Here is a 12,354-nt window from a genome sequence, read left to right on the forward strand (position 1 = left end):
TCCTCGGCGCCATCAAGCAAACTACGCTTGACAGCACCTGCGGGCCCGGAGCGCGCGAAAGGCAAAGCGGGAATCGGAGGCCAGGAAAACGGATCAGGGTCCAGGTACTACGCTCACCGTCAGCTCGGACACCCCGGGTCACACAAAACGAGGTGTGCATCAAACCCGGGATGCTCCAGCCAAGACCGAACGCGGGGGACTGGCGTAATAACGGATTCGTACCACGGACATATGCGGTATTGTCGCGTCATGATTACCAGACACCAGCGAGCCGGCATTGACGACCGATGGCACAAGAAGGTCAAGGGCTCGGATGGAAAGGTCCGCAAGGAACATTCCGCCGTCTACGGCAAGGTCACGCGCTGGCGAGTGCGGTGGGTTGATGACAGCGGCAGGGAGCACGCACGAGTCTTCGAGCGCCGTCCGGACGCTCAGGCGTATCTGGACGGCCTGACGGGGGACATTCAACGCGGCGCGTACGTCGACCCTCGGAAGAGCGCTGAGACGTTCGGATCGGTCGCCGAACAGTGGTTCGCTACCAAGGGGCATCGAAAACCTAAGACTGTCGCGGGCTACAGGTCCATCCTGGACACCCTCGCGCTCCCGAAGTGGGGGGAGGTGCCACTGAAACAGATTGACTACCAGGCCTACTCAACGTGGCTAGGCGGATTGGCTGTCGACGGCTCACTGCGCGGCACCGCACTCTCGGCAAGTCGCATCACGCAGGCCCACCAGCTCGTCGGCGCAGTGCTTAAGTACGCCCAACGGACCGGGAAGATTTCTAGAAACGTGGCGGCGGAGATCAAGCGGTCCGAAGATTTACCAGTGCCGGTGGAACGGGAGCGCCGATACTTGAACCACGCCGAGCTGCTCCAGCTGGCGAAGGCGACCGAGCGCTTCGAGACGCTGACCCTGGTTCTCGGCTACTGCGGACTGCGCTTCGGTGAGGCTGCCGCACTGCGGCGTAAGCACGTGGGTGACCGGGAGCTGCTGGTCCGCTCATCGGCGACGTACGTGACCGGCAGAGGCATTGTCGAATCGACAACCAAGACGAACCGTGCACGCCACGTCCCCATCCCAGGGCCGGTATGGGAACGGCTGCAGCCAGAGTTGCCCAGCGATCCAAACGCGCTCGTGTTTCCAAGCCATCGCGGCGGGCACCTGCCCATCGAGGAATACCGCAGAGCGTTCGATAAAGCTTGCAATGCTGTCGGGATCGCTGGCCTTGTACCGCATGGGCTACGGCACACCACGGCGTCGTTGGCGATCAGCGCGGGCGCTAATGTCAAAGTCGTGCAGAGGCTCCTAGGACACGCGACAGCGGCCATGACTCTTGACCGCTACGGGCACTTGCTCAGCGACGACTTGGCTGGTGTAGCCGACGCATTGGGCAAAGCGATCGAGAGAACTGCGGTATCACTGCGGTATTCAGGACGCGAGTACGACGAAGCGGAGACAATATCTGCAGCTAGTTAGATTCAGGGGCGGTAGCTCAGTTGGTTAGAGCCGCGGACTCATAATCCGTTGGTCGCGGGTTCGAGCCCCGCCCGCCCCACGTCAGAGGCTATTTTTGGCTTCGCCGTGGCTGAGTCATCGTTTATTCATCGTTTATGCGGACGGTGCGGTCCAGCAGGTCCGCGACCTGCGTGTGGATCCGTCCGCGGGTCATGTAGCGGTCCTGGGTCATGCTGACGTGGCTGTGCCCGAGATGGTCGGCGCCGATCCGTGCCGACAGCCCTTCGTCGTCGATGAGGGTCGAGACAGTCTTGCGGAAGCTGTGGGTGGTCACTTCGGCGACGCCGAGTTCCTTCCGTGCCGTGCGCCACTCCTTGCCGAAGTTGTTCGGGTCGCGAAGCGTGCCGGCTGTGGACGGGAAGATGACCCCTTGCTCGCCGAGGTAGGGCAGGTGCCGGCGCTTCAGGAGCATGTCGACGGCGAACTTGGGTAGCGGGATGGTTCGCCGCCCGGCGGCCGACTTGATCTCGTCGAGGCGCAGCAGGCCCTCGCCGGGCACGCGGATGACCTTGCCGGTGACGGCGAGCATGCTCGCCTTTTGGTCGAGGTCGACCCAGCGCAGGCCTAGGAGTTCTGAGCGCCGCAAGCCGGTGGCGATGAGCAACGTGATCGGATCGATGAGGTCGTGTTTTTTCAGAAATCGGACGTGTGGAGGTTTGGCGTGCGCCCACGCTGTGGTGAGCCCGTCAATCTGTGATCGAGGGATTGGCGACCTGTGGAACCGCGGGGTATCCAAGTTGAACCGGTTGGGGCCAGGGGCATGTCTTCATGTCGCAGATGGGGAGTTCCTGAGATGATGAGGTCAAACGCACCGCCCGCGTCACCGCTGAGTTCCTTGCAAGCTCTCCTCTGTGACGACCTGATAGAACCATTTGGCGATGTCGGAAATCAGGTGTGACCGGCCTGGTGCGTTGGTAAAGAAGTAGTCGCTCATCTTCTCGTGCGCGCCCTGATTGTCGGCGACAGCGCCGGTAACGGCGTCATCGAAGTCCGGGGACTTCACAAATTGTTTGGCGGAGTTGACCTTCGCCTGCTGCACCAGCGCAGTATCCGCGAGCAGCGTCTGCAGCAGAGCCTGGAGGAACGACACTTTCTGCGACTCGGTGAAGTCCTCGGACCCGAACAAGTCGTTGAGTCGGTCGAGCACCTGCTGGAAGGCAACCATCTTCGGGTCGCGCTTCTCATCGGACCCCGCGGCAGTGATTCCGGACAGTCCGACTCGCACACCCAGGCCGATATCGATCCTGCCCCTGTCGATCTGCTTGACGTGCTTGAGCACTACGTCAGACAGGTCGATCGGAGCGGTGTAGTTGTCTGGCCGGATCACCCGGTCGAGCTCGCGCAGATACACCGTAGTCGATGATCTGCGACATGAAGTCATAGAGACGCACGAACGACCCGACGTCCTTGCGGAACATGTCCAGCTCCGCCAGCGCCGCCTTGTCGCCCTCGCCGCCGTTGTGAATCAGGGCGACTTGGTAGCGCTCGGCGAACCGCTTCTTGCCTGGGTCGACAGCCGCCTTGAGCGCGTTGTGGCCTTTGCCTTTCACGAAAACCTCTGCGCACTGGTCGATCTCGGCTTCGATGTAGATGCCGGCGGTGTCGAGTTTCGCTGCCAGGTCGTGCACCAGGTTCGGGTCGGTCTCGGTTTCCAGGAAAGCGTCGGTGAAGTACGGCTCGAAAGCCTTGCGGATCTCTTCGGGTACGTTGACAAAATCCACAACCTGCGTCATCGACGCGGTCTTCTGAATGCCCGACGGGGTGCGGTAGGTGCGGTTGAGGCGCGAGAGGGTCTGCACCGCGGTGACACCGGACAGGATTCGGTCGACGTACATCGCGCACAGCAGCGGCTGATCGAACCCGGTCTGGAACTTGTTGGCGACGATCATCACCTTGTACTGGTCGCCGCGAAATGACGTACGCAGATCATGCACGCCAGGGTTCATGCTGCCTTCGGTGAAATCCTCCGGCCCGGACTCCGGGTCGTGCACAATGCCCGAAAACGCGACCAGGGTGCCGTATCCGTAGCCCTTCTTGGCGATGAACGAGTCGATCGCGAGCTTGTAGCGCACCGCCGCCTTGCGGGAGTCGGTGACGACCATCGCCTTGGCGTTCCCGTCGAGCAGCCCAGCCACGTTCGCGTGAAAGTGCTCGACGATGATTGAACCATCCCGGGTTTCGTGCACACCTCGTTATGTGTGACCGGTGTGCTGCCCGATCGGTTGTTGAGCGTAGTACTCGGCCTCGACTTCGGCCGGCGGGCGTCGGTCAAGGCGGTGCATCAGCCTGGCCGTGTTGTACCAATGCACCCATGCAGACGTGATGCTCTCGACGTCGGCGACGGTGGTCAGCGGCCCGTTGCGGAACGGGGAGCCCTCGCGTACGCACTCGATCTTGTACAGCCCAATGGTCGTCTCACAGAGCGCGTTGTCGAGGGCATCGCCAACCGTTCCGATCGACGGCACCAGCCCTTCGATCATCAGCGTCTCTCCGAATGTATTGCAGTATATTGACTTCCGGCGTCGCTATGGTGGATTGTGCCGCCCGGCAACGCGTGGCCCTGGCGGCGACGCAGGGCGGCGGCCTGTCGTAGTGCCGATTCGACGAAGCCGGCGTGCTTGGAGTTGGAGCACTCCCAGCCGACGATCACTCCGGCGTAAATGTCGATGACGAACGCGGTGTAGACGAAGCGTCCGCACACCAGCTGGACGTAGGTGAAGTCCGCGACCCACAGCACGTCTGGGCGGACAGCTTTGAAGCGGCGTTTCACCAGGTCCGGAGCCCGTTCGGCAGCGGGGTCGGCGATCGTGGTGCGAACCCTCGTGGCGCGGACGACTCCGCGCCAGTTGTGGTAGCGCATGATCCGTTCTACCGTGCAGCGCGCCACCGGGATCCCCTGTCGCCGCAGGTGTGCCCACATCTTAAGGCTGCCGTACAGCGATTCTGGCGGGCGTTTGCCCTTGGCGTCGGGTTCATAGATACCGGCCAGGATCTCGGTGATCGTGGTGTCCCACAGCGCCCGTTTCGACGGCGCCGCCGACCGGTGTGCCCAGTAGGTGCGCGGGGCGATCTGCACGCCGTGCACGGCCAGTGCCCGGCAGATCGGTACGACCCCGAACTCCTCGCGGCGCTCATCGATAAACGCACAGATCAACGACGTAGCGGGTCGCACTCCCGCGCAAAGAAATGCGTTGCGGCTTTTAGTATTTCGATGGTCTGCTCAAGCTCACGATTCTTCCGCCTGAGTTCGCGGATCTCTCGGGCTTCCTCGCTCGTCACCCCAACAACCTCGCCGGCATCGATCTCGGCCTGACGCACCCACTTGCGCAGCGTCTCTGCAGTCATCCCCAGCCGGGCCGAGATCGCGCGCATCGCCGCCCACTCCGAGTCGTAGTCGTCGGCATGCTCACGGACCAATCGGACCGCCTTGGCCTTGGTGTTCTCGTCGTACTTGCTCGGCATCGTGCCATCCTTCCCAAGAAAGGAAGTGTGCAGGAAACCCGGGACGGTTCAGATCGCGGCCTTCTGCGCGATCGTCTGCGGGTTGAGCTTGACCCAGTGCATGACCTCCTTGGTGGCTTGGGCCTGATCCACCTCGTTCGCGTGGGCGACGTTTTGCCCGACCTGGAATGCCAACTTGAACGAGTGGTACCCGGTCAGCACGTCGAGGATGTAGCTCTCTTCGATGGCCTGCTTCATCGTGTAGACGTGGAACGGTACCGGTTTGTCGTCGGGAGCTGGCCTGCGGCCGAACAGTTCCAGCGTCTTGGCTTTGGGGGTGGCGGTGAACGCGAAGTAGGAGATGTTGCCCGACTCGGCGCGCTCGGGGGCTTCGGCGGCCAGCACTGCCTCGATATCGATCTCACCGCCCTCCTCGATCTCTTTGAGTTCGTCGGCGGTCAACACGGACTTCAACTTGCTCGCGATCTGACCGGACTGCGAAGAGTGCGCTTCGTCAGCTATGACGGCGAACGTCTTGCCCTTGAGCCCCTTGTTCTTTCGAATCTCGTTCATCGCGAACGGGAAAGTCTGAATGGTGACGACGATGATCAGCTTGCCGCCAATCAGCGCAGTGGCGAGCAGACCGGATTTCGACTTCGCCTCACCGTCGGCCTTCGCGGCCTCGTCGCGGTCGATAGCGACGACGATGCCCTGGTCGTTGTCGATCTGCTTGATCGCGTCCTGCAACTGGGCGTCGAGCACGTTGCGGTCGGTCACGACGATGACCGAGTCGAACATCTTCTGGTTGTCAACCTGCAGGCGCGCCATCCGGTGCGCGGTCCAGGCAATCGAGTCGGTCTTGCCCGAGCCCGCCGAATGCTGGATCAGGTAACGCTTTCCAACACCTTCCGCGCTGACCGCGGCGGTGAGTTCGGTGACGGCCTCCCACTGATGAAAGCGCGGGAACCGCAGCGACGACGACTTGGTCATCTTGCCGCTGATCGGCTCGGTGCTCGACTCATGCTTGATGTACATTAGCCGACCCAGGATGTTGAGCCAGGTGTCGCGCTGCAGAACCTGCTCCCACAAGTAGGCGGATTTCGACCCCCTGGGGTTGAGCGGGTTTCCGGCGCCACCGTCTTCGGTACCGCGGTTGAACGGCAAGAAATGCGTTGTGTCGCCAGCGAGTTCGGTGGTCATCCAGACCTCGTCGTCGGACACCGCGAAGTGCACCAGCGCGCGCACCGGAGACAAATAGCGGCTGTAGCACCCCCGTTTTGGGATCCTTCGGTAGTCGGGAAGTTTTGTATTGGGTGATGGCGTCGGCGACGGTCTGGGTGAAGTCGGTCTTCAGCTCAGCCGTGGCAACCGGCAGCCCGTTGACGAAGAACACCAGATCCACCGAGCGCTGATCGGCGGTGGAGAAGTGCACCTGCCACATGACGCGCACCCGCACCGCCGCGTAGTGGGCGTTGCGTTTCTCGTTGAGCGTCGATTCGGGCTTGAAGACGCACATCTGGAACTTCGCCGCCAGGTGCGAGAACCCCTTGCGGAGCAGGTTGAGGGTGCCGCCGCCGTTGTCCAACGGTGTGTCAAGGACTTTCACGACCCGGTCCAGCAGTTGGGCCTGCTGCTTGGTGATGTCGCCGGAGCCGGGCTTGACGATCTTTTCCAGTTGCTCGGGCTGAGTGTCGGTAAGCCAGCCGAAGACGTCGTCGGGGAACAGGGCACGTTCGCGGTCGTAGCCGGTGTCGTTTGGCGAGTAGAGCCAGCCATGGGCGGCCAGGTGCTCGGCGAACTCCTTTTCGAACTCGATCTCGTTGTGCAAAGCCATGTTTCAGGACACTTCCTGCACGTCGATGTTGCGCGTGAAAGCGCGGACGGTCAGGGCCGCGTGGCGGTCCTCAGCGAGTTCGAGAAGGCGCTCAGATGCTCGGATCAACTCCCGGTCTCCTCGCGAGTTGCGTCCACATCGATGGATTCGGGATCGCCTGGCGACTCGGCCAGCAATGTCCGCACCGCAACTTCCAACTGCGGAAGTTTGTCTGTCAGGACCTGCCACACAAGGGCGTCGTCGGCGTTCGCGTACCCGTGAATCAGGATGTTCCGGAAGGCCACGATCCGCGGCAGTTCGGGAACTTGCGCCGCCATGTCGGCGTGACTTTTTGCCAGCTGACTCAACGCCTCTCCGACTATCTCGAATTGCCGTTCGACGGCCGAGCGCAGCAGCACGTCATCCTGGTATTCCGCAAATGTCTTTCCGGCGACAAATTGGTGAAGGAATCCGGCGGCGCGCAGCGCGTCCCACAGGTACTTTCGCGGATCAGGCTGCATAGATCAGTTCTCGCGTCTGCATGACGCGCTCTCTAAAGTACGGGTTGGCCAGGCCGGAAGGTGTCACAACGTCAACCGGTCGACCGACGATTTTTTCAAGCCCTTCTTTGAGCGCGAAGTAGTGGTCGAAGTCTGGCCCGGCCTCAAACTCCACGAGGACGTCGACATCACTTGTGTCGACGTTGAATGAGTCGCTGACAGCCGAACCAAACACGTCCAAGCGGCGCACCGACAGCTCACGGCACAACGCCTGAATCTGGTGCCGTTTCGACTCGACCACCTCATGCACCGCGCTCACCTCCGCGTTTACATTCTGCCTGACCGGCAGCGGGCGTGCTCAAGGTCGTGGCTCAAGTCTGCAGAAGTGCGAGCATTAGGCGGCAGATTCCGACACGTCGATTTGGCCCGTGACAGCGGCAGTGATGAGCGCGGACCGGCGCTCACGGGCGAGTTCGATGAATCGCTCGGTCTCGGCGATCAGGGTGTCAATATTGGCGGTCTGCTCGTCGAGGTAGGCGGCAATGCGCCGTTGCTCGGCCAGCGGTGGGAGTGGGATCGGGGTGCGTGCGAGCGTACCTAGGTTAAGGCGACGGAATGTTGCTCCCATTATCTCGAGGTCCCAAAATTGCGCTGTCTTTCGGGACAGAAGCACCCACACCAGATAGCGCGAACCAACGATGCTGGGTAATGCTGCCACACGCACCGTGTCCTGGGTCAAGTTGGCGCCTGTCAGATCGGCGTCTACTATCGCGATTTTCCCGTACGCCGGACCGATTGAGACCACTATGTCCCCGCCCATGAGGACCGACCGCCGGTACGCGGAAGCGATGTCAGCTGATGTACGCCGTAGCGAACCCAGCGGTGGTGATTGGCCTTCTCCGGGCATGTCGGATGGGCCAATGTAGGGCACACCGTCCTCAATGTGGTCCCCACATTGAAGAATTCCGTAGGTCATCGGACGCTCCGGATCCACCAAGCGCCGAAGGCGGACGGGTTCAGGCCCCTCGATTGCTTCCGCGATTGTGGCTTCTCGTCGTTCATTCAGCAACTCGATGAGACGCTGCTGCTCGTCGATAAGCGTATCGATCCGTGCCGTCTCGCGGTCGAGATAGTCGGCGATAGCCTCCTGCACGTCCGTTGCCCAGGTCGGAATTCGAAGCGCTTTTAGCTTCTCCGCAGTCAGGTGACGGGATCGTCGACTTGTTGCAAACGATGTCGATAGCACCTGCGTCTCGATACGCTCGTAGAACGTATGCGACATCGGCCCCTACCAGTGGTGCCCGGGGGATGACCTGGGGGGCTATGGCGGTGGTTTCAATACGCCGGCGGACGGACGCCCGAATTGGGATTGGAATGTTTGCCACGCCTACCACTACGTTAATTACGGGCAGGGCAATGTGTCTCCCACTGTCTGGGAAGGAAATGTGGGGTTCCCCCAAAATAGTGGACACGGTTAACTTGCTTCCGTGGTGACAGTCAGTGTGCGCTCGTAGTCGATAGGTGAGCGCATCCCGATCGCTGAATCCCCCACCCTCCAGTGGTGCCCCACCGCCTCGCCAGACCCCACCGTCCGGCGACACCCCGGCGGCGCAACAATCCCCGCCAGCACAGCCGTCAACCCCCACACCCGCACCCGTCACCCTCGCCACCACCGGTGTCACCGCACCCCCTGAGCCAGCACCCACACCCAGCACTGGTGGCGGCGGCGTGCAGATGCTGGGCTTCGGACCGCCCGGACTCGGACCGGCACCGCAGGCACCATCGTTGCCGCTACCGCGCGACCCGGCGCCACCGGTGCCACCGCCGGTGCCGCCGATCGAAGAAATGACCAAAGAGCAGGCACTTCAAGCGTGGGACCAACTGAACAACGACAAAGCAGACTACGCAGCCCGATGCGATCCACGGATCGTCGGTCCGCTACCGCCTGGACCCTACAGCGCCTGCATGAAGGAGTTTGGTGAGCTAAACACGCGAGAGGCCGCCCTTCGAGCACGGCTAGCACAATTGGGCATACCCATAACAGATCAACCCGCCCCACCCCCCACCCAGCCGGGTACGCCCGGTGCCCAACCACAGCCAGGTGCGTCTACAAGCCCGAGTATTGTCGATCAGGCCACGCAAATTGGCAGAGAAGCTTCGGTTCTCGCCCCCGGCACGAGGTCAGATGCAATCGCGGACAAGGTGTCCGGCTTACACCTTGATCAGGAACAGGCTGCGGAGGCAGCCGATATCGCAGCGAAAACTGCGTTCGGTGAAACTGCGGGAATTGCCAACCTGCCCAATGGAGCAAAGGTGGTGCTCCCGGTAAGGGTAGATCAAGGAATAGCACTGATGGTCCACCCGGACGGATCGGTTACAGTATTTAGGGGCGACCTTCATCAATTCTTGCCCTACCTTGGTGGATGAATGGATACACAATGAATAGAGCTTCGGTTACCGCCATAGTCGATTTTGAGGTGTACTTGCTGATGACGATGAAGCTGAGAATCAGGATGTCACACCAAGAAGCTCAACTAAAAGCTAAGCTAGCTGAACAGGGGTTTTCCGTCGACGACGGAGAACGGATACACGAGCGGGTGGCCGAAGCCCTTGGCGACGAAGCCTCCTATTTCGGAAATATGCGGAAGCTGCTGGGTATTGCGGATCAGAACGCCACATCACTGCAGCACAGCAGCGTATTGTGGCCGGGATTTGACTTCAATGCGATCGGTAGTGAAGACGGACTGCTTGAGTCGGCGCGGTATTGGCACACGGGGCGCGATTCGATTACCGCCGATTCCCCAATCGGGCTGCCTATCTGGAGCATGGACGTCACCGAATTCACGGAGCAGTTTGGCCCTATGAGAGGCGGCCGCCAGTGGTCCCCGTTCGACAAACTTCTTCCCGCATACGAGGAGTACGAATTCCCTTGGCGCGGAGAGAGTTACGGTGCGGGATTCAGTTGGGGACTGTTCATGTTTGCGGCGAAGTCGTGGGACTGAGCTTGCCAAGGTGCGAAATATCCGCGCGTCAAGCAAGAGTTCGCAGTCCTTGATGTCCCTTCTCCTGAAGCGTTGCGGGCCGTCGCCGTCCAGGTGGGCCGGCAGGATCGGAGGCCGCCGGAAGCCCTGCGATGCGGGGGATTGGTTATGATGCAAAGCCCCCCGCAGAGGTCATGGTCCGGCGGTGGTATCCGCGTGGGACTGAGATTCAGGGAGGGGCGCGCATTACGTACGCAGCCAGGGACGAAATGACGCTCCCCGAACTGCCTGCCCAGATGCGGTGGGTGGTGCTGGTGGACAAGCGCCAGCTGGCGGTGCTGCTGTTGGAGAATGAGGTACCGGTCGCTTCTGCGGGGGCGACGTTGGAGGCGCGCGGTGATGTCGACTATGAGAACCAGCCGGTCGATGCGGTGCAGCGGTTATGTCGGCGTTTGGCTGATCAGGCGTTGCATCAGTGGGGTTTCATGCATGGTCTCAAGCAGAAACTCGGGCCAGGTGTTGATGTGCGGATGAAGCTGGTGGATTGGAACCAGTGAACTATCTGGGGGGGCCTCGGACCCCCGCCCCCGTCGAGGTGGTTGGTCGGGTTGGTCGGTTCTCCCGCAGTCATGACTGCGGCTAATGGCACTCCGGTACCTCCGCGCGATGTGTCGCCAGCCGCTACGGACCCGCTTTCAAGGCTCTTGATACCAGTAAGGAAACTTCTCACGTGCTTGAGTCGGAGGCCTGGCCTTCGGCGAAGTTTCCAGGAGGCCACACCGATGACACGATCGACCGCGCTGTCCGACAGCAGTGTGATCGCGGTACGCGGGGCGTTGCTTCATCATCTCCCGGCGGCGAAGGTTCTCAACACGCTCGCCGCTGTATGACGGTTCCGGCTGGCTCCAGGTGCGGTGGGCTATTGGGTCCGTGGCGGCGGACGGGAGCGTCAAGCGGACGGGTGCCGCCACGGCGGCTGTGTTGGCCTGCTCGGGATGAGCTGGCTGATGCTGAATAGACGTTCGGCGAGTGCTGGGTAGGCTGGCTTGGTGGCTGGTGTTCTGGCGGAGCGTGCTCGCGCGGTCGCAGAAGCGCGGCTGGAGCCGTTGGCTACGCGGTTGGCCCACGTGCGTGGCGTGGCGGCTGCCGCGGATCGTTTGGTGTCGCGCATCGACCCGCTGGAGGCGGACGCGCTGATTGCCGCGGCGTGGCTGCACGATGTCGGATACGCGCCGTCGCTGCGTGCGACGGGTTTCCACCCGGTGGATGGAGCCGCCTTCGTCCGGGCGGAGCATTTCCCGCCGGTGGTGGTGTCGCTGGTGGCGTATCACACGGGCGCGGTGTTCGAAGCGCGGGAACGTGGGTTGTCGGACGTGTTGGCGGAGTTCCCGCAGCCGCCGGATTTCTTGCTGGACTTATTGACCTGTGCAGACATGACGACCGGCCCGGACGGTTCGCTGATGCGCCCCGAGGATCGGATCAGCGAGATCCTGTCGCGTTATCCCGCTGAGGATCCGGTGCACCGTGCGATCGAGCGCTCGGCGCCTACCTTGCTTGCTGCGGCTGCTCGCGTGGAGGTCCTCGCGCAACAGGCAACTTCCGGGGCGGAATGATTTCGCTAACCCAGGTATGGGGTTGGCCGCTGTTCGAGGTAGTGCTGGATGCGTAGCCGCATCGACGGGTGCATGCTCAGCGACTCAATATCTTGTGCGCGTGCCCAGGCGATGTCGGTGCTCTCGGAATCGATGTGTAGCTCGCCACCGATGAGTCGTGTCGTGAAGCATAGCGAAAATTGTTGGCGGACTTCGCCATCGGTGTAGGCCATGACGTGGTGGGGGTTGGTGTAGACGCCGATGAGGCCGGTGACTTCGACATCAAGGCCGGTTTCTTCCTTGACTTCGCGCACCGCGGTTTCCACGATCGATTCGCCTAAGTCCATTCCGCCCCCGGGCAGTGCCCATAGGTCGTTATCGCGGCGCTTGATGAGCAGGATGCGAGCTTGCTCGTCGGTTACGACGGCTGTGGTGGAGGGCACCACACTGTTGGCGGGAGGCGCATCGGGATCGTTGTAGTAGTCGATTCGGGTCATCTCGTTCCCCTCGTG

The 12,354-nt window shown here is 61.9% G+C and carries 10 protein-coding genes, 1 tRNA gene, 3 pseudogenes and 1 other annotated feature; of the genes and pseudogenes, 5 read left to right on the forward strand and 9 right to left on the reverse strand.

Features of this window, described 5'->3' with window-relative positions:
• Window positions 1–249: 249 nt before the first annotated feature.
• Together CDN38_RS23235 and CDN38_RS23240 are read left to right on the forward strand one after the other, a co-directional pair.
• A complete protein-coding gene (locus CDN38_RS23235; protein WP_075509091.1) occupies window positions 250–1,476 on the forward strand; it encodes a tyrosine-type recombinase/integrase in 1,227 nt (408 codons plus the stop codon).
• Window positions 1,477–1,481: 5 nt separating this feature from the next.
• Window positions 1,482–1,555, forward strand: a tRNA-Ile gene (locus CDN38_RS23240).
• A gap of 42 nt (window positions 1,556–1,597) precedes the next feature.
• On the opposite strand, the pseudogene CDN38_RS23245 reads toward CDN38_RS23240, so the two are convergent.
• The 8 genes and pseudogenes from CDN38_RS23245 to CDN38_RS23275 all read right to left on the reverse strand — a co-directional run.
• Window positions 1,598–2,143, reverse strand: a pseudogene (locus CDN38_RS23245) (site-specific integrase); the annotation flags it as partial.
• A gap of 192 nt (window positions 2,144–2,335) precedes the next feature.
• Window positions 2,336–2,866, reverse strand: a complete 531-nt coding sequence (locus CDN38_RS33165) for a hypothetical protein (protein ID WP_408633076.1) — start codon at window positions 2,864–2,866, stop codon at window positions 2,336–2,338.
• Window positions 2,799–3,701, reverse strand: coding sequence for a type I restriction enzyme subunit R domain-containing protein (locus tag CDN38_RS33170; protein ID WP_438502282.1), 903 nt, complete (start codon window positions 3,699–3,701; stop codon window positions 2,799–2,801). Before CDN38_RS33170 ends, CDN38_RS33165 begins: the two co-directional genes overlap by 68 nt.
• Window positions 3,702–3,707: 6 nt before the next feature.
• Window positions 3,708–4,977 (reverse strand): annotated as a pseudogene (locus tag CDN38_RS23255) (IS3 family transposase).
• Window positions 4,577–4,706, reverse strand: a sequence feature (AL1L pseudoknot). Its footprint overlaps the pseudogene before it by 130 nt.
• A gap of 51 nt (window positions 4,978–5,028) precedes the next feature.
• Window positions 5,029–6,790: pseudogene (locus CDN38_RS33175) on the reverse strand (type I restriction endonuclease); the annotation flags it as partial.
• Between the two features lie 104 nt (window positions 6,791–6,894).
• Complete coding sequence (locus tag CDN38_RS23265) at window positions 6,895–7,290, reverse strand: HepT-like ribonuclease domain-containing protein (RefSeq protein WP_075509094.1); 396 nt, start codon at window positions 7,288–7,290, stop codon at window positions 6,895–6,897.
• Window positions 7,280–7,579: a nucleotidyltransferase family protein gene (locus CDN38_RS23270; protein ID WP_075509096.1), complete on the reverse strand. Its 300-nt coding sequence runs from the start codon at window positions 7,577–7,579 to the stop codon at window positions 7,280–7,282. Before CDN38_RS23270 ends, CDN38_RS23265 begins: the two co-directional genes overlap by 11 nt.
• Before the next feature lie 84 nt (window positions 7,580–7,663).
• Window positions 7,664–8,551, reverse strand: a complete 888-nt coding sequence (locus CDN38_RS23275; RefSeq protein WP_082276922.1) for a restriction endonuclease subunit S — start codon at window positions 8,549–8,551, stop codon at window positions 7,664–7,666.
• A 1,207-nt stretch (window positions 8,552–9,758) separates the two neighbouring features.
• Between CDN38_RS23275 and CDN38_RS23280 the strand changes: the two genes are divergently transcribed.
• The 3 genes from CDN38_RS23280 (at window position 9,759) to CDN38_RS23290 (ending at window position 11,863) form a co-directional block, all read left to right on the forward strand.
• Complete coding sequence (locus CDN38_RS23280) at window positions 9,759–10,271, forward strand: hypothetical protein (protein ID WP_233026999.1); 513 nt, start codon at window positions 9,759–9,761, stop codon at window positions 10,269–10,271.
• A 224-nt stretch (window positions 10,272–10,495) separates the two neighbouring features.
• Complete coding sequence (locus CDN38_RS23285; RefSeq protein ID WP_075513628.1) at window positions 10,496–10,807, forward strand: hypothetical protein; 312 nt, start codon at window positions 10,496–10,498, stop codon at window positions 10,805–10,807.
• A gap of 492 nt (window positions 10,808–11,299) precedes the next feature.
• A complete protein-coding gene (locus tag CDN38_RS23290) occupies window positions 11,300–11,863 on the forward strand; it encodes an HD domain-containing protein (RefSeq protein WP_075513629.1) in 564 nt (187 codons plus the stop codon).
• A gap of 5 nt (window positions 11,864–11,868) precedes the next feature.
• Here CDN38_RS23290 and CDN38_RS23295 read toward each other — a convergent pair whose 3' ends face one another.
• Window positions 11,869–12,339, reverse strand: a complete 471-nt coding sequence (locus CDN38_RS23295) for an NUDIX hydrolase (protein ID WP_075513624.1) — start codon at window positions 12,337–12,339, stop codon at window positions 11,869–11,871.
• Window positions 12,340–12,354: the final 15 nt, after the last annotated feature.

It is taken from the genome of Mycobacterium ostraviense (genome assembly GCF_002705925.1).
Taxonomy (GTDB): Bacteria; Actinomycetota; Actinomycetes; order Mycobacteriales; family Mycobacteriaceae; genus Mycobacterium; species Mycobacterium ostraviense.

Bases quoted from the DNA above. Each gene is read 5' to 3' on its own strand.
- CDN38_RS23295 (WP_075513624.1), bottom strand. From the start codon at position 12,339: ATGACCCGAATCGACTACTACAACGATCCCGATGCGCCTCCCGCCAAC.
- CDN38_RS23275 (WP_082276922.1), bottom strand. From the start codon at position 8,551: ATGTCGCATACGTTCTACGAGCGTATCGAGACGCAGGTGCTATCGACA.
- CDN38_RS23265 (WP_075509094.1), bottom strand. From the start codon at position 7,290: ATGCAGCCTGATCCGCGAAAGTACCTGTGGGACGCGCTGCGCGCCGCC.
- CDN38_RS23235 (WP_075509091.1), top strand. From the start codon at position 250: ATGATTACCAGACACCAGCGAGCCGGCATTGACGACCGATGGCACAAG.
- CDN38_RS23280 (WP_233026999.1), top strand. From the start codon at position 9,759: ATGACGATGAAGCTGAGAATCAGGATGTCACACCAAGAAGCTCAACTA.